Origin of the sequence: Rhodococcus sp. NPDC127593 (assembly GCF_042671975.1) — a bacterium.
In the GTDB taxonomy this organism is placed as follows: Bacteria; Actinomycetota; Actinomycetes; order Mycobacteriales; family Mycobacteriaceae; genus Rhodococcus_F.
This window is the reverse complement of record NZ_JBHXWI010000029.1, coordinates 107694-131974: the sequence shown is the minus strand read 5'-3', so window position 1 is coordinate 131974 and position 24281 is coordinate 107694. Positions and strand designations below refer to the sequence as shown.

The window sequence follows — 24281 nt, the reverse complement described above, 5'->3', positions numbered from 1 at the left end:
ACGTCGGCGTCATCGGCATCAGATCACCGAGCTGGGTCCACAACGGATTCAGGTGCTCGGCCTCGAAATCTTGGTAGAGCTGCTTCAGCTCCGGAGCGTCGTCGAGCGCGGGGTCGGGGGTGTGCATGAGGGGCTCCTTCGAATGTGGAGACCGAGGATCGGCGACGGCGCCACACACGTCGCCGATCCTCGGAGGACTTACGACGCGGCGTCTTCGCGGGCGAGGCGTTCGCGGATGTCTTCGCGCATGGCCTTCTTGTCGATTTTCCCGACCTTGGTGGTGGGCATCTGATCGACGATGACGAGCCGCTCGGGGAGTTTGAATCGGGCGACGCCGGCCTCGTTCATGAGGGTGACGACGTCGCCGAGGCTGACGTCGTGGCCTTCGGTCAGTGACAGGTACAGGCACAGCTTTTCCCCGAGCTTGGGGTCGGGCATGGCGACCGCTGCGGCCATCTCGACACCGTCGATCTGGTACGCGAAGTTCTCGATCTCCTCGGCGGAAATCTTCTCCCCGCCGCGGTTGATCATGTCCTTGTCGCGGCCGGCGACCACCAGGTTTCCGTCGGGGCGACGAACGACGATGTCGCCGCTGGCGTACCACCCGTCCGCGGTGAACGCCTTCGCATTGTGTTCGGGTGCCCGGAAATAGCCGCGCGGTGTGTAGGGGCCGCGGGTGAGCAGAGCGCCCGGGGTCCCGTCCGGCACCGGTTCGCCGAGCTCGTCGACGACGACGATCTCGTCGGCCTCACTGACCGGCCGGCCCTGGGTATTGGTGATGATCTCCGGGTCGTCACCCAGGCGGGTCATGTTGATCAGACCCTCGGCCATCCCGAACACCTGCTGCAGACGGGCACCGAGGACGGGTTCGACCCGGGCCGCGAGCTCGTCCGGCATGCGGGATCCGCCCACCTGGAGCACCCGCAGCGTGGTGCCGGTCATGGTGTGATGCTCACGTTGGTGCTCGATCCAGGTCTGGGCGACGGCGGGAACGACGGTGGCGACGGTGACGCCTTCGGCGTCGATGGTGCGCAGCGCCCGCTCGGGGGCCGGCGACGGCAGCATCACGGTGCGGCCGCCGGCGAACAGCGCACCCAGGATGCCCGGACACGCCAGCGGAAAGTTGTGACTGCTCGGCAGGGTCCCGAGATAGACGGTGTCCGAGTCGAATTCGGTGACATCGTTGCACCGGAGAACGTTGTAGACGTAGTCGTCGTGGGTGCGGACGATCAGTTTGGGCAGCCCGGTCGTACCACCGGACAGGAGTAGACAGGCCACGTCGGCGCCGGTCGGTTCGTACTCGGCGTCGGCGAACCGAACGGGGACATCCATGCCGGCGGCCAGCGCGCGCTCGGGTGCGTGCGGCGTCGCGTCGTTCGAGAGTTCGCCGTGAACGAGCACGGCCCGGATGGTCGGGACGTCGGCGGCGACCTGCTGGGCGATCTGGCGCAGGTCGGTATCCCGGTCCGTGTCGGCGACGACGATCGCGGTGGCCTCCGACAGCGACGCCAGGTGCGTCAGTTCGTGCCGGCGGTGCGCGGGCAGCGCCATCACCGGGACAACCCCGACCCGGAAGCACGCAAGGGTGAGGGCGACGAACTCCCAGCTGTTGGGCAGTTGCAGCACGATCCGGTCACCGGCGGCGATCGACAGATCGAACAGGTACTGCGCGCAGGAGGCGGCCTTGTCCCACAGTTGCCGGTAGGTCAGGCGGGTGCTGCCGTCGACGAGGGCCACGTCGTCGGGTCGGAAGCTGACCTGCTCGGCGATGTGGGAGCCGATCGACGTTCCCTGCCAGTAGCCGGCCTTGCGGTAGCGCTCGGCGACATCGTCCGGCCAGGGCACGACACCCTCGATGGACAGCGGTGTGCGGGTGGTCATGACAGGTCTCCTTCGACTGCGCCTGCAGGGGCCGGGAGGATGACCGCGTCCAGGGCGGTCAGCCCGGTCGGGGTCAGGCGCAGAGGGTTGATCTCGATGTCGCTGATCTCGGGGTGGTCGGCCAGGTATCGGGCAACGGTGACGGCGAGGTGCGCGAACTCGTCGCGGTCGAGGACCGGCCCGCCGCGCCAACCGTCGAGCAACGGCGCACACTGCAGGTCGTCGAGCATGGCGGCGGCCGCAGCCCGTGTGAGGGTGGAGCTTCGGATGGCGACGTCGCCGATGGCCTCTGCCGCCGTGCCACCGAGACCGGCGACGACGATGGGCCCGAACACCGGGTCCCGACGGGCACCGAGGAACAGGTCCACGCCGGACGCGGCCATGCTTTCGACGAGGTACGCGGGGGCGTTGATGGCGTCGAGTGCGTCGAGCGCCACGTCGAGTTCGGCCGGGGTGCGGATCCCCAGGTGGACGCCGCCGATCTCGGTCTTGTGCACGACCGCGGCGTCGAGAATCTTCACCGCGACCGGGAGCGTGAGTTCGGTGAGGGCCTGGCGTGCGGCGGCGCGCACGGTGCAGACGCGCCTTGGCGGTGTGGCGATCCCCAGAGCGTCGAGCAGGTCCTTGGCGGCCGCCTCGTCGGCGGGCAGCGAAAGTGCCGGGGCCGTGACGGTAACGGTCGGCCGGGGGTCAGCGGCGCGCAGGTAGCGACTCCGCGCGTCGTGCACCAGCGCACTGACACCGGTGGCGAGGGCGGTCGGACTCGGCAGCACCGGGACACCGATCTCCGCGGCCGAAGCGGACGTCTTGCCGACAGCCTCTCCGGGGCCGCCGATGCCCAGGACGACGGGCACGTCGGTGTGTACTCCGGATTCGCGGACGGCGGCGGCGAGATCGATGGCGTCGGGTTCGGCCAGGGCATAGACCGCAAGAGCGTCGATCCCGGCATCGGCGGCGGTGGTCGCCAATACGTTGCCGAAGGTGGCGCCGGGCCGACCGGTGTCGACAGGGTTGGCCTGGAACGTCAACGGCGGCAGCAGTTCCGACAACCCCGCTTGGGTCGACTCGGCGAGGGTGGGGACCTGCACGTCCTGGGCGAGCAATTCGTCGAGGATCATCAGTCCGGGGCCGGCCTGGGCGGTGACGAGGCCGATGCCAGGGGTCGGGGCGGCGGTCAGGCGGGTGCGGCTGAGCACGGCGAGTGCATCGACGAGTTGCCGCTCGGAGTCGACGACCACGGCGCCAGCCTCCCTGAGCAGGGCGCGGGTCGTCTTCCAGGACGTCGCGAGGGCGCCGGTGTGCGATTCGGAGAACGCGGAGACGTCGCTGCGTCCGACGACGATCGCCACGATCGGCTTCTCGGCACTGACCGTGCGCACCGCGGCGAGGAGGGCCTGGCCGTCGTCGACGGATTCGACGTGGAGCGCGATGGCGGTGACGGAGGGGTCGCCCCGCAGGTATTCGAGTACGTCGACGCTGGTCACGTCGACACTGTTGCCCAGCCCGACCCCGAGTCCGACGCCGACACCCTGCTCGGAGAGCAGGAACGACAGGGCGTGGTTCATGCCACCGCTGGCCGCGACGACCGCGACGGTGCCGCGGCTGATGTGTTCGACCGTCGGCACGAAGCTCACGGTGGTCTTTCCCGGGCGGAAGAAGCCGGAGGTGTTGGGGCCAAGCAACCGGATCCCGGTCTCGGCAGTGATGTCGGCGAGCTGATTCTGCAGCGCGACACCGTCGGGGCCGGCCTCGGCGAACCCTCCCGAGCAGATGAGGGCCGCGCCGACGCCGCAGTCCGCGGCCTCACGCAGCGCGGCTGGGGTGGCCGCGGCCGGAATGCAGAGCACGGCCAGGTCGATCGGCGCGCCGTGCGCTTCGGTGGCGTCCTGCAGCGACCCGAAGAGCCCGTCGTTGCCGGTGCTCTTCGGGTTGATCCCGTACGCGGTCACGGTGCCGCCGCTGCCACGATTGATCGCGTCGAGCATCACCGACCCCAGTTTCCCGGGGGAGGCGGATGCTCCGACGACGGCGATCGACGTCGGCGCGAACAGTCGGTCCAGTCGTGTGTTCGTCGGCGCGGGAAGGGGTGTCAATGTCATTTCGCCACCTCGGCGGAAGTGAGGACACGCGGGCGCGCGTCGGCGGTGGGTTCGAAGGCGACGGCATCGGCGCGGCCGGAGAGGATCAGTGTTGCGGCGCAGTCACGTTCGTCGACCGCGCGGCGCGCTCGCAATGATGCGGGCTGGTCGACGATGACGACCGGGATGTGATGGGTGAAGCGGACGTGTTCAGCGCACAGCACGCGGGACAGGGCGGTGCCGCCGCGGACCGCGACAGCAACCGGCTTCCGCGCACACAGCTGGTCCAGTTCGGTGCGGGTGAACTCGTCGATTGAGGTGCGGTCGACATCCGGGGCGGTGAAGAGGGCCACAGCGCCGGTGGAGGCTCCGGCGGCCACAGCCGTGGTGCCGTCAGTGAACTGCAGGGATTCGTCGGACAGGTCGGTGATCTGCAGTAACCGGCCTGCGAGCGTGGCGGTCCCGATGCTCAGCGGGGTGTCCAGAGGTGCGGCGCCGTGCTGGGTGTTCCAGGAGCGTTCGGCGTCGGAGACGAACCGGGGGTCGCGCACGCGGATCTTCTCGGCGGAGATGGCGCGGCTGAAGAAATGGAATCCGAACTGCCACGGTTCGAGTGCTCGGTAGTACTCCCCGAAGTGGTCCCACCAGGACAGGCTCGGCATCGCCGAGTCCTGGATCTTCGCGACCTGCGGGCGCCGGATGTCCCCGAACGCGGCCAGAGCGGTATCGAGGTCACCGCGATGATCGGCGACGGTCTGGGCGAGGACGGCGGCATCTTCCATGGCCATCTTGGTGCCGGAGCCGACCGAGAAGTGGGCGGTGTGCACGGCGTCGCCGAGAACGACCACAGGGGTGCCCTGCGCGGCGCGGGTGTGCCAGCGGCGGGTGCGGCGGGTACGGAAGTTCGCCCACCGAGAGTTGTTCGCCACCAGTTTGTGGCCGTCGATCTGATCGGCGAACAGTTCCTCGAGGTAACGCTGGGACACCAGGTCCGACTGCCCGGGCGGGGTGGACATGTCGAAGCCGTCCAGGCCCGCGCGGCGCCAGGTGGCCTCGTCGGTTTCGACGATGAACGTGCTCAGGTCGGAGCCGATCGGGTACGCGTGCACGGCGAAATTGCCGTGCTCGGACTGCTTGTGCAGGAAGGTCAGTCCGTCGAACTGGAACGTGGTGCCGAACCAGATGAACTTGACCGCGGCCTCGTCGACCGAATGCCCGAGCTCGTCCACGAAGCGTTCCCGCGATGCAGAGTTCGCACCGTCTGCGGCGATGATCAGGTCGTACTCACCGCAGGCGTCGAGCGCGTCGACATCCACGGTGGTCGAAAAATGAAGGCGCGCGCCCAGTTCGGTCGCGCGGTCCTGCAGTGCTCCGAGCAGGATCCGCCGGTGCACGGCGGACATCCCGTTGCCCCCTGCCGACGTCGTCACGCCCTTGCTGCGGACCTCGATGGTGTCCCAGTGCCGGCCGTGCTCGCCGAGGGTGTCGCGCAGCACCGGGTCGACCCGGTCGACGTTGTCGAGCGTCGCGTCGGAGAACACGACCCCGAACCCGAAGACGTCGGATTCGTTGTTGCGTTCGAAGACGTCGATCGTCGAGCCCGGCACGGTCTGTGCCAACGCGATGGCGGAGAACAATCCGCCCGGGCCCCCGCCGATGCAGGCGACGCGCAACGGTGCCGCCTGAGGCGACGAATTCTGATCTGGGATGGACATCGATGTCGGCCCCTCATGTGACTGTGGCCCGGCTCTCGGGCGAACTCTCACTCAATTATGTGACAGATTTCGTCGAATAGTCAATGCTGTTGTTACATGTTTTCCGAAATCTGGGCGACGAAACCCTCCGCACCTGCACGAAGGGTGTCGTGGCACTCTGTGAACACCCCGTGAGCAACTCGCCCGCGCCAACCCGGCGGCAGCAGCGATTCCGGCAGGTCGGGGTCGCGGAACGGATACTTCCGGTACTCCTGAATCAGATGCATCCGTTCGACAAGGGCCTCACGTCCGCCGAGGCCCCGGCGGTAGCGCGCCAGCCGGGGCTGGAACTCCTCGATGAACCCCTGATAGTCGGCACCGAGCTCACGCAGGTCCCAGCACCGTTCCGCGATGAGCCGGTCGACCGGAAGCCCCACAGTCTGACTGCGCAGGAACTGGATGTGCAGTTCGTCGTCGCCGGAAAGCATTTCGCGCAACTGCTTCTCTCGGTCGTGCGGCGAGAACCAGGCGGTGCCGCCGTGAAGCCCGAACCCCCACCACGTCAGAGCCGTTTCGATGCGTTTGCGCCGCTCGCGGCTCAGGTCGGACTCGTCGACGAGCGCCTGCGTCCAGGTGCGGTCCCAATCGTCGAAGTGCCGCTCGAAGATGCGGGCACGGCCGTCGTCGAGCAGGTGCCAGCTCTTGTCGTTGAGCAGATACGACACCTCGCGGCCATTCTTCGCCGAGTCGAACCACCCGTCCTTGCGCAGCCGGGTCATCACCATCCGCACGGTGGCCGGTTCGACGTCGAACACGCCCATCAGCTCGGTCAGGGCGCCGAGCTTGGCGGCACCGCCGGTGTAGCGGAAGTACTCGCCGTACAGATCGAACACGAGTGCCCGTGGTCGCATGTCTGCCATCCCTTCGCCCGCGATCGATCCACTCGACCAGCAATATGTGTCATCGGTATTGACTTAGGAGGCAATTATGTCACATAGTGACTGTGCTCACATAGCCTTCTCGCGGTCGTCCCACCGACCACCATCCCGACCGACCTCACCCAAGTCGGACTCCCCCATCACCTCGAGACACCCACAACGGAGGAAACAGGTGACCCCCCTGACCTCATCCGCACTCGACGGCCCCGGCGCCCGGCGTTCCAGCGCCTCGATCGTCGCGCTCTGCTTCGTCATCATCGTCTACGACGGATACGACCTGGTCGTCTACGGCGCCACCGTGCCGTCGCTCCTCGCCTACGAACCCTGGCATCTCACCGCAGGCGAGGTCGGTGCGATCGGTAGCTACGCGCTCGTCGGCATGCTGCTCGGCGCACTGTTGTCGGGGTGGCTGGCCTCGCGGATCGGCGCCCGCGCCATCGTGCTCGGCTCGCTGATCTCCTTCTCGGTGATCATGGGCCTGACCGCGCTCGCCCCCAATCCCGAGGTGTTCGGCCTGCTGCGATTCCTCGGCGGTCTCGGTCTCGGTGGTGTCGTACCCACCGTCATCGCACTGACCGTCGAGTACTCGACGCCGTCGCGCCGGCAGTTCAACAACGCGCTCATGTACAGCGGCTACTCCGTCGGCGGCATGCTCTCCGCCCTCGCCGCGCTGGCACTTCTCCCCGAGAACAGCTTCCGGATCATGTATGCCCTCGGTCTGTTGCCGTTGGTCACCATCGTGCCCCTGGCCTGGCGGTACCTCCCCGAATCCGCGGCGTTCCTTGCCGGCAAGGGCCGAATCGGCGAAGCGCGGGCGCTCGCCGACAAGTTCGGGATCGCCCTTCCCGCACCGTCGGCCACCACGTCGAACGGAAGCATGGCATCGCTGGTGACCGGGCCTCGCCGGATCCCCCTGCTCCTCCTCGTCGTCGCCTCGTTCTGCGGCCTGCTCCTGGTCTACGGGATCAACACCTGGTTGCCGAACATCATGCGCCAGGCCGGCTACTCCCTCGGTAGCTCGCTGAGCTTCCTGCTGGTGCTCAACCTCGGAGCCATCATCGGTGCACTCGCAGCCTCGAGAGCCGCAGACCGATTCGGCAGCAAACCGGTCACCGTCACGTCATTCCTGCTGGCCGTGGTAGCCATCCTCGCCCTGGGAACAGGATTGCCGGTGTCTGCAGCCATGGTCGTGGTCGCCGTCGCCGGGCTCGGCACCGTCGGAACTCAGATCCTCGTCAACGGCTACGTTGCAACATATTTCGGTGAGAACGAGCGCGCCGCGGCTCTGGGCCTCTCACTCGGGCTCGGCCGGGTCGGCGCCATTATCGGGCCGATCCTCGGCGGCTGGATCGCCTCCTCCGCGCTCGGCATCGAGTGGAACTTCTACGCGTTCGCGGCGTTCGCCGCACTCGGCTGCCTCGCCGTCGCCCTCGTCAGCCGTTCCGTCCCGACCCCGCCATCTCGTTCCGCCGCTGCTTCCCGATCATCCACCGCGATCGGCGAACCCACGGTTGTGCCGGTTCCGTCACAGCCGTCTTAGTCACCCCACCTCGATAGGAGACATCATGTCCACAACCTTCGTTCTCGTCCACGGTGCGTGCCATGCCGGCTGGACCTGGCGGCCAGTGGCCGAGTACCTGCGCGCTCAGGGACATCGTGTGCACTCGCCGACCCTGCCCGGACTCGGCACCGAGGACCAGCGGGCCGACATCCACCTCGCCGATACGGTCGATTACCTGGTCGATTACGTCGAGAAGCGGGACCTCACCGACATCGTCCTCGTCGGACACAGCTGGGGTGGCCTCCCCGTCTCCGGGGCTTCCATTCGGCTCGCGACCCGCATCTCGCGGTTGGTCTACTGGAGCGCGTTCGTACCGCACTCCGGCGAGTCGCTGATCGATCTGTGCCCACCTGCCTACGGCGACATGTTCCGCGCCTCGGCGGCCGCCTCCACCGACAACTCGGTGATGTTCCCCTTCGAGGTGTTCTCCGCGGCGTTCATGCAGGACGCATCCCCCGAGACTCAGCGCGTTCTCTACCCCCTGCTCGAGCGTCAGCCCTTCCACACCATGAACGAATCACTCGACCTCGACGAGTGGGAACGACTCCAACTGCCCTCCACCTACGTGCTGTCCAAGGAGGACCTCGCCCTCCCGCCAGGGGAATTCGGTTGGGCACCACGGTTCCCGGACCGATTGCCGACCGGTTCGCCTCTGATCTACACCCCCGGCAGCCACGAATCCCAGCTCACCCAGCCGGAGCCGCTCGCCGCCGCCCTTGTCGAGGCCGCAGCGAACTGACCGGATACCCACACATTTCGAGAGAAGAGAGTTCATGACCACGACTGTCACCGCCGCCGTCGCCCGTAACACCGGCGAACCACTCACTATCGAGCAACTGCAGCTTGACGGGCTGCGTTCGAACGAGGTGCGGGTGCGGATGGTGGCCACCGGCATCTGCCACACCGATGCCATCGTGCGCGAGGGGATCTACCCCACTCCCCTTCCCGCCGTCCTCGGTCACGAAGGCGCCGGCGTCGTCGAGGCGATCGGAGAGGAAATCACCACCGTCGACGTGGGCGATCAAGTCGTCCTGTCCGCCGCCTACTGCGGTCACTGCAGACAGTGCCGGTCCGGTCGAATGGCATACTGCGAGAACCTCTTCGAAGAAGACTTCGGCGGACACCGGCACGACGGCACGACGGCATTGTCCTCGGACGGCACACCGATCTCCTCCCACTTCTTCGGCCAATCCTCGTTCGCCACGTACGCCAACGTCGTCGAGACCAGCGTCGTCAAGGTCGACCGCGACGCACCCCTGGCCACACTGGCCCCGCTCGGCTGCGGACTGCAGACCGGCGCCGGCGCCGTCCTCAACGACCTGCGTCCCGAGCCGGGAACCTCCCTGGTGGTGTTCGGGACCGGCGCCGTCGGCTCGGCCGCAATCATGGCCGCCCGCGTCGCCGGGTGCACCACCGTGATCGCCGTCGACCTCCACGATTCCCGGCTCGAGCTCGCCCAGCAGATCGGCGCCACGCACACCGTCAACGCCGGCACCGTCGACGTCGTCGACGAACTGAAGAAGATCACCAACGGGGACGGCGTCGACTACGCCATCGACACCACCGCGGTACCGGCGGTGCTGCGGCAGGCGGCCGAGGCCCTCGGTATTCGAGGAACGCTAGCGCTCGTCGGGGTGGCCGCCCCCGGCACCGAGGTGAACTTCGAGATCGGCGCGTCGCTGGTCAAGGGGTGGACATTCAAAACGATCATCCAGGGCAGTTCGGTGCCCCAGGTGTTCATCCCCCGATTGGTCGAACTGTGGAAACAAGGCAGATTCCCGTTCGACAAGCTGATCCGCACCTACTCCCTCGGCGACATCAACACCGCGTTCGCCGACTCCGCGGACGGGTCGACGATCAAGCCGGTCGTCGTGTTCTGAGTACACCTCCGCACCAGAAATCCACTATCTCCGTAAACCAGCCAGGGAGCAATCTAATGACGACCACCCACGATGTCCTCACGATCGGCCACCTCATCGGCCACACCCTGACCGACGTCGACAACTACGACGAGGTCCGCGACCCGGGCCGCCTCGACGACGTCGTCGCCCGCGTCGCAGTCGGCACCCCCGCCGATGTGAACCAGGCGGTGGAACTGGCACACCGCGCGTTCGCGTCGTGGAGGAACGTCCCACCCGCCGAGCGGGCTCAGCTGTTGCTCCGCGCCGCAGACGTCCTCGCCGGCTGCGCCGAGGATCTCGCGCCGCTGCTCGTCCGCGAGCACGGCGGTGTGCTGTGGGAAGCTCAGACCGACTTCGCCCTCGGCACCGGCGTGCTCCAGCACACCGCCAGCCTCGTCGAAGGGTTCTTCACACCCGTCCAGTACGACGACGAGCAGAGCTTCATCAGCATCGAGCGCGTTCCCCGCGGCGTCGTCGCAGCGGTTGTGCCGTGGAACATGCCCGTGGTGCTGACCATGATGAAGCTTGCGCCCGCGCTCGCCACAGGCAACACCATCGTGCTGAAGCCGTCCCCGTTCGCGCCTGCCGCGCTGACCCTGGCCTTGCAACGCATCGCGCAACAACTTCCCGAGGGTGTGGTCAACGTCGTCCACGGAAACGCGGACGTCGGGCAGGCACTCACCTCCCATCCGCTGGTGCGCAAGGTCGGCTTCACCGGCGGCACCGCCACCGCCCGGCACGTCATGGCCTCGGCCGCAGGCACGATCAAGAATCTGACCCTCGAACTCGGTGGCAACGATCCGGCGGTCGTCCTCGACGATGTCGACATCGATGCCGCGCTCGACCGGATGCTCAAGGGTGTGTTCACTCGATCCGGGCAGATCTGCTTCGCGGTCAAGCGCATCTACGTACCCCGCTCGCTGTATGGCACCTTCGCCGACGCGTTCTGTGAGCGAGTCGACCAGTACGCCGTCGGACACGGGCTGGACGAAAACGCCAGCTTCGGTCCGCTGAACAACAAGGCCCAGTTCGACAGCGTCACGAACCTGATCGAAGGGACGAAGAACTCCTCGGCGCAGATCGTCGAGCTCGGCAGGAAGCTCGACTCGGCCGGTGACGGGTACTACGTTCTCCCGCATGTGGTTCGCGACGTCGAACACTCCGCGCCGATCAGCAGCTGCGAACAGTTTGGGCCCGTCATCCCTCTCATCGCCTACGACGACGAAACCCAGGTTGTGGAGTGGGCGAACGATTCCGAATACGGACTTGGCTCATCGGTCTGGACGACCGATATCGATCGCGGACTTGCGATCGCGCGTCAGATCGAGGCCGGCAGTACGTTCGTCAACTCGCACGCATTCGAATCCCTCGATCTGCGCATGCCTTTCGGCGGCGTCAAGCAGAGCGGTATCGGACGCGAGTTCGGCGAAGCGGGCATGAGCGAGTACGTCGAGGACCACGCGATCCGCGTCGTGAAGTAGCCGGCCCAAGAGTGTGGCGGTGCGTTCGTCATCGCGCCACCGCCACACTCCGCACTCTTGCATCCGCCGCCGATTCCGTGGCCGATCCACTGTTCCGCACACGGGCGGCGAGTGGACTGAAGGCAGTCGTCGTCGACGATCGGTCCTATCTCATCGACGCCGGCCACGGGGTACTGCGTCAGCTCCGAAACGTCAAGCTGGGCAGCAACTACGACACGGACTTCGATGGTCCCCTCGATGTACTGGCCGGAATGTTCCTGACTCACCTCCATTCCGACCACATCGTAGACCCCAATAACATCCTCAGTGAGGGAATGTACAACGGTCTCCAGTTCGTGAACCGAATCCCATCTGGGGCCGGGAAACCGCGGCCAGGTTCCACCGTTCTTCGGCGGCGGAACGCCCCCGACTCCGGTCAACCCGGAGAATCCCACGCCCGGTACTCGCGAGATGACCGACTTGCTGGTGCAAGCATTCGCCGCGTATTTCAATGACAGGCTGTACGACAACGCCAAACCACGGCCGGAACAGATGTGGGAGGCGAAAGGCGTACCCGTCCCCGCGCAGTATCTGTCCGAAACCATGCGCCGGTTTTCCCAGCCCTGGCGTACCCTTCGACACCCCCGACGGCTCGATCGTCTTCTCGGGTGACACCGGAAAGAATCCCAACCCGGGCCGCGCAGGAGGCGAACGTGAAGACGTTGGCACTCTCCCACATCATCCCGGGAAACGGCGCGGACGAGCGTTTCGAGGCGGCCAGGGACGGTTTCGACGGCAAGCTCATCATCGGCCGGGGCCTGGATGTGATCGGTGTGGGCGCGCCCCGAAGCGGGGGCTGACGACCAGCGCCGGAAAACGAGTCCTCCTGATCCCTCTCGGAGACAGTGTATTCGCGCGGCCCGACGCGCTTATCGATTGGAACAAATTCAATGTGCGATACCTCCGGTCCTCTCGCCGGAATCTCTGGGCGCTCCTTCCTCCAGCATCTATCCGAAAGATCAGGCGCCGTGCGATTTCGGTAACGAGTGCACGTTTTGTTTATCGTCGCGGACAGGGTTCCGGTTCATGCTTGGCTTTGACCGGGAACGGAGCTCGGTGGTCGAGGGTAGCCTCGGCCACCGAGCTCGTTTCAACTCTTCGCGGGCACGGCTACCGGCGCCGTGTCTTCGATGGTGGTCACGTGCAGCCCGCCAGTGATCTTGTCGGTCCAGCGGCTCATGGTGAAGGCGAGAATCGCGGCGGCGACGAAGAAGCCCACCATGATGAGGAGTCCGTTCGTCGTCGATCCGGTGTTGTCCTTCAGCAACCCGAACAGGTAGGGGCCGGCGAGGCCGCTGAGACTGGCGAGGCCGTTGATCATCGCGAGAGCCACTGCGGCGAGTCCACCGGTGAACAGCTGGGCCGGCATCGAATTGAATGTCGGGAGTGAGCCGAAGAAGCCGGCCGCGGCCAGACTGATACCCAACAGCGCGAGGTAGGGATTGCCGCTGAGCGCTGCAATGGTCAGCCCGGCGGCTCCCGCCAGTTGGAGGAGGGTCATGTGCCAGGTTCGTTCGCCAGTCCGCGAGACGTTTCTCGAGACGACGATCATGACGATCGCGGCGAACAGCCACGGAATCGCGGAGACGAATCCGGCACCGGCAGCGCCCAGGTCGAACTGGTCTCGAACGATGGTGGGAAGAAAGTACGCGATCGTCCAGTAACCGATCGTCATGCAGAAGTACAGCACGGTGAACACCCACGCTGAGGGTCGACGCAGTACCGCCCACAGATGCGCGATTTCGTGGCCGGCATTGTCCGGACTTTGCGCGGCCGATTTCGCGAGGTATTCCTTTTCCGACGCGTCGAGCCACTTGGCGTTCGAGGGGCCGTCGGGAAGGCGGAAGAAGATGTAGATCGCGAGCAGGATCGCCGGTATGCCTTCGAGCAGGAATGCCCAACGCCACCCCGCGATGCCGAATAGTCCGTCCAATGACAGCAGCGGGCATCGTCGTTTCGAGGAATCTGAGCGCGCGGCTCGAGCATCGGCGCAGGTCAAAGCATATGTTCGGCCGTTGTTTCAAATTGGAACAACTGCGGCACCTGTGTCCCCTTCCATGATGGTCCCAAGCAAGTGGCGCACGCCACACCACGCGAGACCGAAGGAATATGTGCCATGGATGCAGCCGCCCACGATCAGATCCACGAGCTCGACGCCCTCGTCGTCGGAGCCGGATTCGGCGGGATCTACATGCTGTACAAGCTGCGCAACGAGTTGGGCCTCGACGCCGTCGCCATCGATAAGGCCGGCGGAGTCGGTGGCACCTGGTACTGGAACAAGTACCCCGGTGCACTGTCGGATTCCGAGGGCTTCGTCTACCAGTACTCGTTCGACCGGGACCTGTACGAGCAGACCCCGTGGAAGACGAAGTTCGTGACTCAGCCCGAGATTCTCGAGTACCTCAACGGCGTCGTCGACCGGTACAGCCTGCGTGAGCATATCCAGCTCGAGACCGGCATGACCGACGCCGAATTCGACGAGACCTCGGGCACCTGGACCGTGCGGACCGACCGCGGCGTCACGTACCGGTGCCGGTTCCTGGTCACCGGCCTCGGCCTGCTGTCCGCGACGAATATGCCCAGCTTCCCGGGCATCGAGACGTTCGAGGGCCGCCTGGTGCACACCGGCGCGTGGCCCGAGGACCTCGACTTGACCGGCAAGCGGGTCGGTGTCATCGGTAACGGATCGACCGGCAACCAGGTGATTACCGCCAGCGCCCCGATTGTTGCGCATCTGACGTCGTTCCAGCGCACCCCGCAGTACAGCGTGCCCGCCGGAAACCGTGAGCTCACCCCGGAACAGATTCAGCATCACCGCGACAACTTCGACGCCATCTGGGACCAGGTCCACAACTCGAGCACCGCCATGGGTTTCGTGGAAAGCACCGTGGAGACCTTCAGCATCGATGAAGCGGAGCGCGAAGCCGTCTACGAGAAGGCGTGGAACGAGGGCGGCGGGTTCCGGTTCATGTTCGAGACGTTCGGTGACATCGCCACCGACGAGGACGCGAACGAAGAGGCGGCAAAGTTCATCCGCCGCAAGATCGCCGAGGTCGTCAAGGACCCGGAGACCGCCCGCAAGCTCACGCCCACCGACCTGTACGCGCGGCGTCCGCTGTGCGATTCGGGATACTACGAAACCTTCAACCGCCCCAACGTCACATTGGTGAACGTCAAGGAGAACCCGATTGCGAAGGTGACGGAGAAGGGCATCGTCACCGAGGACGGCACCCTCCACGAACTCGATGTCCTCGTGTGCGCCACGGGGTTCGACGCCGTCGACGGAAACTACGTGCGCGTCGACATCCGTGGCCGCGGGGGCGAGACCCTGAAGGAACACTGGAGTGAGGGGCCGACGAGCTACCTCGGCATGACCACCGCAGGGTTCCCCAACATGTTCATGATCCTCGGCCCCAACGGTCCGTTCACGAACCTTCCCCCGTCGATCGAGACTCAGGTCGAATGGATCGGCGACGCCGTCCGTCACATCTCGGCCACGGATGCGGGCTGGATCGACGTCAAGCCCGACACGGAAGCCGAATGGACGCAGACCTGCACGGACATCGCCAATCAGACCCTGTTCTCGAAGGCCGCCGGGTGGATCTTCGGCGCGAACATCCCGGGCAAGAAGCGCACCGTCCTGTTCTACCTGGGCGGACTCAAGGAATACCGCTCGACCCTCGCGTCCGAATCGTCGGCCGGATACCCGAGTTACACCACCAATGACGACGTCCTCGAGCCGGCGATCTGACACACCCTGCGAGGCCGGATTCGATCTGCAACGAAGGACGAGGAATGACGAAGTACGCAACAGTCGACCCCACCACCGGCACCGTGGTGCGTGAGTTCGCCACGATGTCGGACGCCGACGCCGATCAGGCGCTCGTACGAGCCGCCGACGCCTACCGGGTGTGGCGTGAGGTCGATCTGGCCGACCGGGCGGCGGTGCTCGCGAAGGTGGCCGAGCTACACCGACAGCACGCCACCGAGCTGGCCAAGCTGATGACCCTCGAAATGGGCAAGCCGATCGCACAGGCGGAGGCGGAGGTGGAGCTGTCGGCCTCGATCTACGACTACTACGCCACCGCCGGGCCGGCACTGCTCGCCGACGAGGAGCTCGACATCGCCGGCACCGGGCGGGCGATGGTGCGTACCGCGCCGATCGGGCCCCTGCTGGGTGTCATGCCGTGGAACTTCCCCTACTATCAGGTCGCCCGATTCGTCGCGCCGAACCTGCTGCTGGGCAACACGATTCTGATCAAGCATGCCGGATCCTGCCCCCAGCAGGCGCTGCGGATCGCCGAGATCATCGACGCGGCCGGAGCGCCGGCCCCGATCTACCAGAACGTGTTCGCCAGCACCGATCAGGTCGCGACGATGATCGCCGACCCTCACCTGCAGGGTGTGTCGCTGACCGGATCCGAACGAGCCGGCAGCGCAGTAGGCGCGCATGCCGGACGCCACCTCAAGAAGTGTGTGCTCGAGCTGGGCGGCTCCGACCCGTTGATCGTCCTGCCCGGCGCTGACGTGGACAAGGCTGTCACCGCCGCGGTCGCCGGCCGGTTCTGGAACGCGGGCCAGGCATGCACGTCGTCGAAGCGGATGATCATCGAGGCCTCGGTGTGGGACCAGTTCGTCCCGGCGTTCGTCGAACAGGCCGCGCAGTGGCGGGCCGGAGACCCGATGAGCGAGGACACCCGTCTCGGCCCGATGGCGTCCGTCGCCGCCCGTGCCGATCTGACCGCCCTGGTCGACGACGCGATCGCCAAGGGCGCCGTCGTTCACCTCGGCGGTGAGGTCCCGGACGGCCCCGGCGCGTACTACCCGGCCACGGTCCTCTCCGGTGTCACCCCGGCGATGCGCGCCTTCCACGAGGAGTTGTTCGGCCCGGTCGCCGTGCTGCACAAAGTCGAGTCGGTGGACGCGGCCATCGAGTTGGCCAACGACTCACCGTACGGTCTCGGCAGCGCGGTGTTCACCCGCGACGAGAACGAAGCCGACTACGTCGCCAACCGGCTCGACGTCGGCATGGTCGGGGTCAACACCACCATCCGAAGCGCCCCGGATCTGCCGTTCGGTGGCGTGAAGAACTCCGGAATCGGACGGGAACTCGGCCGCTTCGGCCTCGACGAGTTCGCGAACAAGAAACTCGTCCGCATCGTCTGAGCGGCCGACCCCACCACTGCGACACCAGGAGTAGTCATGCGCGCTGCCGTCTACTACGGCAACAAGAAGCTCGAGATCGAAGACGTTCCCGAGCCGACACCCGGAGACGGGCAGGTCAAGGTGCGGGTCAGCCGCAACGGAATCTGCGGAACCGACCTCCACGAGTACTACGACGGGCCGATCTTCATCCCGCCATCCGACCCGCACCCGCTCACCGGCAAGGCCATGCCCCTCGTCATCGGGCACGAGTTCTCCGGTGTCGTCACCGACGTCGGCAGAGGTGTCACGGATGTGCACGAGGGCGACCACGTCGCCATCGAACCGGTCTATCGCTGCGGTCAGTGCCGCCCGTGCAAGTCCGGTCGCTACAACCTGTGCACGTCGGTGGGTTTCCACGGCCTCATGGCGGACGGCGGCATGGCCGAATACACCGTCGTCCCCCGCAACCAGGTGCACGCCCTTCCCGCGAGCATCCCGCTGGAGATGGGCGCCCTCGTCGAACCCATGGCCGTCGCGTACCACGCCGCCGTCCTCGGTGAGGTGGGCGACCAGAGCAGTGCGCTGATCTACGGCGCCGGCCCCATCGGCATCGGTCTCTGGTTCGCGCTGCGGGGCATGGGTTTGACCGAGATCGACGTGGTCGAGCCCTCACCGACCCGTCGCGCATCGATCGAGGCGCTCGGCGCGCGGACACTCGACCCGACGAGCCAGGACGTGTCCGCACTCATCGCCGACCGCACCAACGGTGACGGTGTCGACGCCGCATTCGACGCCGCAGGGGTCGCCCCGGCGGTCACCTCGGCGCTCGAGTGCGTCGGCGAACGCCGACCCCTGATCAGCGTGGCAATCTACGACAAGCCACTGCCCACGCCGCTGATCAACCTCGTTCTGCGCGAGCGCCGCATCCAGGGAACGATCTGCTACACCGGCGACGATTACCGGGCCGTCATCGACCTCATGGCCCGGGGCCACTACGACACCACCGGATGGGTCGACACCGTGCCCCTCAGCGGTGTCATCGAGCAGGGGTTCGAAGCCCTGCGCGCCGGCCAGAAGATGAAGCTGCTCGTCGACCCCACCATCTGATCCCACCCACTTTCACTACAGGAGAATGACAATGACCGTTGCACATGTCACCGGTGCCGCCCGCGGCATCGGGAAGGCCATCGCCCTGCGCCTCGCCCAGGACGGCCACGACGTCGCCGTTTCGGACCTGCCCTCGATGAAAGACGAGCTCGACGTCACCCGCAAGGGCATCGAAGCGCTCGGCAGACGATCGGCTGCCCTGACCGGTGATGTGTCGGATCATGATTCGGTCCGGCAGTTGGTCGTGGACACGGCCGATCAGCTCGGTTCCCTCGACGTCTTCGTCGCCAACGCGGGCATCGCGCAGACCAAAGCGCTGCTGGACGTCACCCCGGAGGAGTACGACCGGGTTCACGCCGTCAACGGCCGCGGCGTCTTCCTCTGCTACACCGAGGCGGCACGACAGATGATCAAGCAGGGCACCGGCGGCAAGATCATCGGCGCGTCCTCGATCGCCGGCCACAAGGGCTTCCCCCTGCTGGGCGTCTACAGCTCGTCCAAGTTCGGTGTACGCGCCCTCACCCAGGCGGCCGCGCAGGAATGGGCCGAGCACGGCATCACCGTGAACGCCTACTGCCCCGGCATCGTCGACACCAACATGTGGGTGGAGGTCGACCGCGACCTCGGCGCCATCAACAATGTCGGCGAGGGCGAGTCCATGAAGGCCATGGCCGCCGGCATCACCCTCGGACGAGTGTCCCGGGGCGAGGACGTCGCAGGGTTCGTGTCCTACCTTGCCGGACCGGACTCGAACTACATGACCGGCCAGTCCGCCCTCATCGACGGCGGCATGCTCTTCGTCTGATTCGCTCGCCCACCCCTCACCTCGTTATCCCTCCCCACAGTTGTGGAGCCCCTCATGACCTCATCTCACGTCCCGACGTTCGGCCTCTGGTACGACTTCCGAAACCCGGCCCAGTGGCGGCAGCCGCTCGGCAGACTCTACCGCGATTCCATCGACCAGGTGGTCTGGGCGGAGCAACTCGGGTTCACCTCCGCGTGGCTGAGCGAGCATCATTTCGCCGACGACGACTACGCGTCCTCGCCTCTGACGGTCGCCGCGACGATCGGCGCACGGACGTCGAAGATGCGGATCGGCACCAACATCGTCGTCGCGGGCCTGCACGAGCCGGTGCGTATCGCCGAGGACGCCGCGGCGCTGTCGCTGTTGACCGGCAATCGGTTCGAGCTCGGCGTCGGACTGGGCTACCGCGCAATGGAGTTCGCCGCCTTCGGGCGCACGGTCAAGCAACGCCCGAGCCTTCTCGAGGATGCCATCGCCGTGATCCGACGCGCCTGGAGCGGCAGCGGAGAGCCCTTCGACGGCAAGCGCTTCTCGCTGCCCGGAGTTCCGGTGACACCCCTGCCGGAGGTGTCGCCGCGGCTGCTGATCGGAGGCCAGTCCGAGCCGGGTATCGATCGGGCCGCCCGACTCGGCGACGGCCTGATCACCCTGTCGAACGACCACTGCCAGGTCTACCTGGACGCTGTCGAACGCCATGGCGGAAGCACTGCCGATGCGCGGATCTACGCGAGTCAGTGGGCGATCGTCGCCGACGATCCCGAGCGGGTCTGGTCGCAGGTGGGCGAGCACGCCCGGTACCAACTCAACAAGTACATCGAGTGGGGATCGTTCGAGGGCCCGAATCAGCCGTCACAGTTCCCCGACACCCAGTCCATCCTCGACGCCGGCGCCTACCGGTTGATGGACGCCTCGATGGCGGTCGACGAACTGGTGTCACTGGCGACCACCTATCCCCAGATCCGCGACTTCCACTATTGGGCTCAACTGCCCGGCGAGTCCGTCGAATCCGGATCGGCGCGCATCCAGTACCTGGCCGACAAGGTCATCCCCGTGGTGACCGAGAAACTCAGCGCCCGAACCTGAGGTGACTCGAGGATGCAGGCTTACACCTCGATGTTGTGAGCCTGCATCTTTCGATACAGCGTGGTCCGGCCGATTCCCAATGCCTCCGCGGCCTTGCTGCGATTGCCCGAGAACTGTTGGAGAGCCCGCAGAATCGTCTCGCGTTCGGAGGTTTCGATCATGGACAGCCGACGCCCGGACCGCGCCCCTTGAATCTGAGCCGGCAGGTCGGCAATCTGGATCACCCGGCCGGGCATACGGCGGACGAGTTGCTCGATGGTCCGGCGCAGTTCGGCGAGGTTTCCGGGCCAGCTCCAGCGAATCAGCAATTGTTGCGCTTCGGAGGAGAATTTCGTCGTGTGCTCGGAACCCTCCAGTTCCGACAAGACCGCATCGATCAGGCCGGGGATGTGTTCGCTCATGTCTCGGAGGTCGGGTAACGCCACGGTGGTGGCCATCTGACTGATCAGGGCGCTGACGTGCGCGGGGGCGCTGTCGCCTTCGACGGTGACGACTACCGGAACGTGCGATTCCGCGGGACGCATGAGCGCCTTGACCCGGTTCACCTGCAGCGGGGCGAGGTCTTGCAGGTGCTGCACGATCACCGGCCGTCCCGTCTCGAGGGCGGCGGTCGCTGCGGCGAACCATTGCGGTCCCTCGTCCGGCAGAAGGGTTGCGACATCGACCACGTGGGGGTCCTGCTGCGCGAAGTGCGTGCGCAGGAACGCAGCGGCTGTGTGAAGCTTCCCGGTGCCCGGACCCCCGTCGAGTGCAAGGCATTCGCGGTGCCGAGCCACCTGGGACAGCTGCTCGTCGACCGCGGGCACCGGATGCACCGGCGGTCGGGGTGATCTCGTCGTCGCGGGGGATCGACGACGCGCGGTCGCGGCCTCGCCCCGGTGCAGTCGCAGTCCGGTGTCCTGTGTCGGCAGTACTCGAATCATGTATGTGGGGCTCGATCCGGACCCGCGGTCGATCATTTCCACCTCGGCGTCGTGCCACTCGGACTGCAGCGGTATCGGCATTCGGCACTTGTCCCGGGTGGGTGTGTTGTCGTTGAGGTAATGCCACAGCATGGCGTGCGTGCCCGGACCCAGATGGGAGAGGCCGGCGGTGTTGGCGAACATGGTCTGTTCGTTGATCACGATGACCTGATCGTGCTTGTTTCGGTTCGCGTAGAGGTAGGACCGGACCAGGGCATGATCGTGCATTTCGAGTGTTGCGGCGAGGTTGCTCTCGATCTGCCGTCCGACGTCGACAGTGATCGCCCCCATCAGCGGGGACGCGTCCTCGGTGTTGGCGGCGAGTGAGAACGTCCCCAGCAGGCGACCGGTGAAGGGCTCGAAGACCGGGGCCCCGGCGCAGGAGAACGCGGCCAATCGCTCGCTGAAGTGCTCGTTGCCCTGGATCACCAGCGGACGTCTCTCGGCGAGGGAGGTCCCCATCCCGTTGGTGCCGATAGTGCGCTCGGAGAAGTCGAATCCTTCTGCAGCGTAGGCGCTGTCGAGTCGAGAGCGCTGGCGCGGTTCGCTGGCCTTGCGACTGAGGATGTTGCCACTGCTGTCACTGAGGAACATCGCGACACGCACGTCTGCCAGGTGGTCGGCCAGGCGCGCCAGCACCGGCTCCGCAGCTTCTTCGAGAGCGGAATTGGTGACCAGGCTGCCCCGGTGCGGCGGCTGGACGGACTGCACTTCCTCGCCGATGCACCGTCGCCAGCTACGGTCGATGACCTCTCGGACCCCGGAGTGCAACGTATCCGAGTCCAGCAATCCCTTGGTGAGGAGTTCCTCTTTCGCTCGTCGGATCCGCTCCTGATCGAGTGGACCGGCGACACGACCGGATTTGCCTCCGCCGGCGCGCTGAGCCATGTGCTCCCCTTACCCGATACAACAGTGTTCCGCACCACATTCTCGGTCAGTTCAAGTATGCGCCGGTGTTCCACAATGAAACACCGACGATATATCGGGAAAGTGAGGTGCCTACCCGACGGTCCCTCCGGTACGCAGTCCGGCGATCGTGGCGTCGGTGAGGCCGAGTTCGGTGAGCACGGCCTCGGTGTGCTGCCCCAGGGCGGGGACCGGTCCCATGGGCAGTTCGACGTCGGTGAACGTCATCGGCGGCAACACGGCCCGGACCTGGCCGGACTCGGTGTCGATCTGACGCCACCGGTCGCGCTCGGACAGCTGCGGGTGGTCGATGAGATCGCGCATGTCGTTCAGCCGTGAGGCAGGCACCCCTGCTGCGGCGAGCCTTTTGTCGAGTTCGTCGGTGTCGAACCGACGGGTGTGTTCGGCGACGACCGCGTCGGTCTCGGCTCGGTGCCGGACCCGAAGGATGTTGGTCGCGAACTTCGGGTCCTCGACGAGGTCGGGGCGGTCGAACACCTCGGTGACCAGGGCCCGCCAGCCGCGGTCGTTCTGCACGCCGATGAGGATCCGGCCATCGACGGTCGGATAGGCGTCGTAGGGCGAGATCGAGGCGTGGCTCAGTCCCATCCGTTGCACCTGCGTGTCCTGGTACATCTGCAGATACATCGGGTGGCCGAGCCATTCGACGGTGGCATCGAACATCGACACATCCACAACGGCGCCGACGCCGGTGCGTTCGCGCCGGAACAGCGCCGCCTGCACGGCGGTCAGGGCATACATGCCGGCGGCGATATCCGAGACGGGGACACCGGTCTTCGTCGCGGTCTCGGGGGTACCGGTGATCGAGCACAGCCCGGTCTCGGCTTGGACGAGCATGTCGTAGGCCTTGCGGTCCTTCAGCGGCCCGTCGGTGCCGTAGCCGGTCATGTTGACCACGATCAGCTCGGGACGATCCCGGCGCAGTTCCTCCGCGCCCAGACCGAGCCGGTCCATGGCGCCGGGTGCGAGGTTCTGGACCACGACGTCTGCCCGGCCGACGAGTTTGCGGACGACCGAGACGCCCTCGGCCGTTTTCAGGTCGACGGTCACCGATTCCTTGCCGCGGTTGAGCCAGACGAAATGCGACGCAATTCCGTGCACGGCGCTGTCGTAGTTGCGGGCGAAATCGCCCTCACCGATTCGTTCGACCTTGATGACGCGGGCACCCAGATCGGCCAGGTGCCGGGTGGCGATCGGGGCGGCGACGGCCTGCTCGAAGCTGACGACGGTGATTCCGTCGAGGGGCAGTAGTCCGGGTAGCTGGTTGCTCATCGTTGCGCGCCTGCGGTGTTGCGGGCCTGCTTGACCAGGCCGCCGCCGATGATCAGGCGCTGGATCTCGCTGGTGCCCTCGTACAAGCGCAGCAGCCGGACGTCCCGGTAGATCCGCTCCACGGCGACCTCGCGCATGTACCCGCTGCCACCGTGAATCTGCACCGCGAGGTCGGCGACCTTGCCGACCATCTCGGTGCAGTACAGCTTCGCGACCGACGGGGCGATCCGCCGGTCGGTGCCCTCGACCCAGGCGCGGGCGGCGTCACGTACCAGCGCCCGCCCCGCCATGACGCCGGTTTGCTGATCGGCGAGCATCGCCTGGACCAATTGGAAGTCCCCGATGGCGCTGCCGCCCTGCGTTGCGGTCGCCGCGTAGGCCACCGACTCGTCGAGCGCACGCTGCGCCTGCCCGACCGCCAGCGCCGCGACGTGCACGCGGCCACGGGCCAGCGATGTCATCGCCGCACGATAGCCGACATCCTCACTGCCACCCACGAGAGCCGAGGACGGCACCCGCACGTCGTCGAAATGCACGGTCGCCGTGGTGGACCCGGCGTGCCCCATCTTGCGGTCCTTGCCGCCCACCTGCACGCCGTCAGCATCGGCCGGGACCAGGAACACGGCGATGCCCGGGCCATCACCGTCGGCGGGCCGGGTGCGGGCGAACACCACGAACAGATTCGCGATCAGGGCGTTGGTGATGAAGCGTTTCTCGCCGGTGATCAGCCAGTCGTCGCCGTCGCGCACCGCCTTGGTGCGCAGCCCGGCCGGGTTGGAGCCGGCGCCGGCCTCGGTGAGGGCGAACGAGGCGACAACGTCGCCGGACGCGATGTCCTCGAGCCAGGTCGTCTGCTGCTCGTCCGTGCCGTAGTTGACCAGCACCTGACCCGCGATGCCGTTGTTGGTACCGAACATCGACCGAAGGGCGAGGGTGGTGTACCCCAACTCCATCGCCAGTTCGACATCCTGGGTCAGGTTCATGCCGAGACCACCCCACTGCTGGGGAATGGCGAACCCGAACAGGCCCATGTCCTTGGCCGCGGCCCGGATCTCGGCGGGGATCGCATCCGTCTCGTCGATCTCCTGCTCACGCGGAACCACCACGTTCCGCACGAACGCCCGGGTATGGGAAAGGATGTCGCGGAAGTCGTCGTCGTCCAACTGCGTTGTCGGATCACTGGTCACGGTGGCGGTCACGGTTGTCTCCTGAAAATCGAACCAATCGTCAGCTCACGCGGCCGGCGAGCCTCGGTACGCCGGGTGCGGCGTGCGGTGGGTGCTTCCAGGATCGCTCAGCTAGAGGGCGTCCGGTTGTTCCAAATCGGAACACCACGGCGCCGCGGAATCGGACACGATTGAGAGGCGGTATCGGAGTCGACCACGACGCCCGCAATCAGCATCCGAG

Annotated in this window: 19 protein-coding genes and 1 pseudogene; 11 read left to right on the top strand and 9 right to left on the bottom strand. The window is 66.4% G+C overall.

Features of this window, described 5'->3' with window-relative positions; translation table 11 throughout:
* The 5 genes and pseudogenes from ACFVJ3_RS26460 to ACFVJ3_RS26440 all read right to left on the bottom strand — a co-directional run.
* Positions 1-127 (bottom strand): annotated as a pseudogene (locus ACFVJ3_RS26460) (cupin); the annotation flags it as partial.
* Positions 128-198: 71 nt separating this feature from the next.
* Complete coding sequence (locus ACFVJ3_RS26455; RefSeq protein ID WP_378454866.1) at positions 199-1881, bottom strand: (2,3-dihydroxybenzoyl)adenylate synthase; 1683 nt, start codon at positions 1879-1881, stop codon at positions 199-201.
* The gene (locus tag ACFVJ3_RS26450; protein WP_378454865.1) at positions 1878-3980 is read right to left on the bottom strand and encodes an acetate--CoA ligase family protein; all 2103 of its coding nucleotides are present in this window, start codon (positions 3978-3980) and stop codon (positions 1878-1880) included. Before ACFVJ3_RS26450 ends, ACFVJ3_RS26455 begins: the two co-directional genes overlap by 4 nt.
* A complete protein-coding gene (locus ACFVJ3_RS26445; RefSeq protein ID WP_378454864.1) occupies positions 3977-5674 on the bottom strand; it encodes an FAD-dependent monooxygenase in 1698 nt (565 codons plus the stop codon). The genes ACFVJ3_RS26450 and ACFVJ3_RS26445 overlap by 4 nt, the downstream gene beginning before the upstream one ends.
* A 92-nt stretch (positions 5675-5766) precedes the next feature.
* Entirely contained in the window at positions 5767-6564 is a 798-nt protein-coding gene (locus tag ACFVJ3_RS26440; RefSeq protein WP_378454863.1) for a PaaX family transcriptional regulator C-terminal domain-containing protein, read from the bottom strand.
* 199 nt (positions 6565-6763) lie between these two features.
* Between ACFVJ3_RS26440 and ACFVJ3_RS26435 the strand changes: the two genes are divergently transcribed.
* From ACFVJ3_RS26435 to ACFVJ3_RS26410, 6 genes are all read left to right on the top strand, one after another.
* The gene (locus tag ACFVJ3_RS26435) at positions 6764-8131 is read left to right on the top strand and encodes an MFS transporter (protein WP_378454862.1); all 1368 of its coding nucleotides are present in this window, start codon (positions 6764-6766) and stop codon (positions 8129-8131) included.
* Between the two features lie 25 nt (positions 8132-8156).
* Entirely contained in the window at positions 8157-8891 is a 735-nt protein-coding gene (locus ACFVJ3_RS26430; RefSeq protein ID WP_378454861.1) for an alpha/beta fold hydrolase, read from the top strand.
* 34 nt (positions 8892-8925) lie between these two features.
* The gene (locus tag ACFVJ3_RS26425) at positions 8926-10032 is read left to right on the top strand and encodes an NAD(P)-dependent alcohol dehydrogenase (RefSeq protein WP_378454860.1); all 1107 of its coding nucleotides are present in this window, start codon (positions 8926-8928) and stop codon (positions 10030-10032) included.
* Between the two features lie 56 nt (positions 10033-10088).
* Complete coding sequence (locus ACFVJ3_RS26420; protein WP_378454859.1) at positions 10089-11534, top strand: aldehyde dehydrogenase family protein; 1446 nt, start codon at positions 10089-10091, stop codon at positions 11532-11534.
* A 450-nt stretch (positions 11535-11984) separates the two neighbouring features.
* A complete protein-coding gene (locus ACFVJ3_RS26415; protein WP_378454858.1) occupies positions 11985-12185 on the top strand; it encodes a hypothetical protein in 201 nt (66 codons plus the stop codon).
* Between the two features lie 41 nt (positions 12186-12226).
* Complete coding sequence (locus ACFVJ3_RS26410; RefSeq protein WP_378454857.1) at positions 12227-12373, top strand: hypothetical protein; 147 nt, start codon at positions 12227-12229, stop codon at positions 12371-12373.
* Between the two features lie 290 nt (positions 12374-12663).
* Here the strand turns inward: ACFVJ3_RS26410 and ACFVJ3_RS26405 are convergent, their stop codons facing one another.
* Complete coding sequence (locus ACFVJ3_RS26405) at positions 12664-13506, bottom strand: MFS transporter (protein ID WP_378454856.1); 843 nt, start codon at positions 13504-13506, stop codon at positions 12664-12666.
* Positions 13507-13689: 183 nt separating this feature from the next.
* On the opposite strand from ACFVJ3_RS26405, the gene ACFVJ3_RS26400 reads away from it, so the two are divergent.
* From ACFVJ3_RS26400 to ACFVJ3_RS26380, 5 genes are read left to right on the top strand one after another with little or no spacing between them, the layout of a single operon-like run.
* Positions 13690-15324, top strand: coding sequence for a flavin-containing monooxygenase (locus ACFVJ3_RS26400; protein WP_378454855.1), 1635 nt, complete (start codon positions 13690-13692; stop codon positions 15322-15324).
* Positions 15325-15368: 44 nt separating this feature from the next.
* Positions 15369-16739 carry an NAD-dependent succinate-semialdehyde dehydrogenase gene (locus ACFVJ3_RS26395; protein WP_378454854.1) on the top strand — a complete coding sequence of 457 codons (1371 nt, stop codon included), beginning with the start codon at positions 15369-15371 and terminating at the stop codon, positions 16737-16739.
* 36 nt (positions 16740-16775) lie between these two features.
* Positions 16776-17825, top strand: a complete 1050-nt coding sequence (locus ACFVJ3_RS26390) for a 2,3-butanediol dehydrogenase (protein WP_378454853.1) — start codon at positions 16776-16778, stop codon at positions 17823-17825.
* A 31-nt stretch (positions 17826-17856) separates the two neighbouring features.
* Positions 17857-18630: an SDR family oxidoreductase gene (locus ACFVJ3_RS26385; protein WP_370181998.1), complete on the top strand. Its 774-nt coding sequence runs from the start codon at positions 17857-17859 to the stop codon at positions 18628-18630.
* 54 nt (positions 18631-18684) lie between these two features.
* Positions 18685-19713 carry an LLM class flavin-dependent oxidoreductase gene (locus ACFVJ3_RS26380; protein WP_378454852.1) on the top strand — a complete coding sequence of 343 codons (1029 nt, stop codon included), beginning with the start codon at positions 18685-18687 and terminating at the stop codon, positions 19711-19713.
* Between the two features lie 20 nt (positions 19714-19733).
* On the opposite strand, the gene ACFVJ3_RS26375 is transcribed toward ACFVJ3_RS26380, so the two are convergent.
* From ACFVJ3_RS26375 to ACFVJ3_RS26365, 3 genes are all read right to left on the bottom strand, one after another.
* Entirely contained in the window at positions 19734-21563 is a 1830-nt protein-coding gene (locus ACFVJ3_RS26375; RefSeq protein WP_378454851.1) for a sigma-54-dependent Fis family transcriptional regulator, read from the bottom strand.
* A gap of 111 nt (positions 21564-21674) precedes the next feature.
* Positions 21675-22874 carry a CaiB/BaiF CoA transferase family protein gene (locus ACFVJ3_RS26370; protein ID WP_378454850.1) on the bottom strand — a complete coding sequence of 400 codons (1200 nt, stop codon included), beginning with the start codon at positions 22872-22874 and terminating at the stop codon, positions 21675-21677.
* Complete coding sequence (locus ACFVJ3_RS26365; RefSeq protein WP_378454849.1) at positions 22871-24073, bottom strand: acyl-CoA dehydrogenase family protein; 1203 nt, start codon at positions 24071-24073, stop codon at positions 22871-22873. Before ACFVJ3_RS26365 ends, ACFVJ3_RS26370 begins: the two co-directional genes overlap by 4 nt.
* Positions 24074-24281 lie beyond the last annotated feature (208 nt).

Excerpts from the sequence above, each read along its gene's own strand:
- ACFVJ3_RS26455 (WP_378454866.1), bottom strand. The coding sequence starts at position 1,881 with ATGACCACCCGCACACCGCTGTCCATCGAGGGTGTCGTGCCCTGGCCG.
- ACFVJ3_RS26450 (WP_378454865.1), bottom strand. The coding sequence starts at position 3,980 with ATGACATTGACACCCCTTCCCGCGCCGACGAACACACGACTGGACCGA.
- ACFVJ3_RS26445 (WP_378454864.1), bottom strand. The coding sequence starts at position 5,674 with ATGTCCATCCCAGATCAGAATTCGTCGCCTCAGGCGGCACCGTTGCGC.
- ACFVJ3_RS26440 (WP_378454863.1), bottom strand. The coding sequence starts at position 6,564 with ATGCGACCACGGGCACTCGTGTTCGATCTGTACGGCGAGTACTTCCGC.
- ACFVJ3_RS26430 (WP_378454861.1), top strand. The coding sequence starts at position 8,157 with ATGTCCACAACCTTCGTTCTCGTCCACGGTGCGTGCCATGCCGGCTGG.
- ACFVJ3_RS26425 (WP_378454860.1), top strand. The coding sequence starts at position 8,926 with ATGACCACGACTGTCACCGCCGCCGTCGCCCGTAACACCGGCGAACCA.
- ACFVJ3_RS26420 (WP_378454859.1), top strand. The coding sequence starts at position 10,089 with ATGACGACCACCCACGATGTCCTCACGATCGGCCACCTCATCGGCCAC.
- ACFVJ3_RS26415 (WP_378454858.1), top strand. The coding sequence starts at position 11,985 with ATGACCGACTTGCTGGTGCAAGCATTCGCCGCGTATTTCAATGACAGG.
- ACFVJ3_RS26400 (WP_378454855.1), top strand. The coding sequence starts at position 13,690 with ATGGATGCAGCCGCCCACGATCAGATCCACGAGCTCGACGCCCTCGTC.
- ACFVJ3_RS26395 (WP_378454854.1), top strand. The coding sequence starts at position 15,369 with ATGACGAAGTACGCAACAGTCGACCCCACCACCGGCACCGTGGTGCGT.
- ACFVJ3_RS26390 (WP_378454853.1), top strand. The coding sequence starts at position 16,776 with ATGCGCGCTGCCGTCTACTACGGCAACAAGAAGCTCGAGATCGAAGAC.
- ACFVJ3_RS26385 (WP_370181998.1), top strand. The coding sequence starts at position 17,857 with ATGACCGTTGCACATGTCACCGGTGCCGCCCGCGGCATCGGGAAGGCC.
- ACFVJ3_RS26380 (WP_378454852.1), top strand. The coding sequence starts at position 18,685 with ATGACCTCATCTCACGTCCCGACGTTCGGCCTCTGGTACGACTTCCGA.
- ACFVJ3_RS26375 (WP_378454851.1), bottom strand. The coding sequence starts at position 21,563 with ATGGCTCAGCGCGCCGGCGGAGGCAAATCCGGTCGTGTCGCCGGTCCA.
- ACFVJ3_RS26370 (WP_378454850.1), bottom strand. The coding sequence starts at position 22,874 with ATGAGCAACCAGCTACCCGGACTACTGCCCCTCGACGGAATCACCGTC.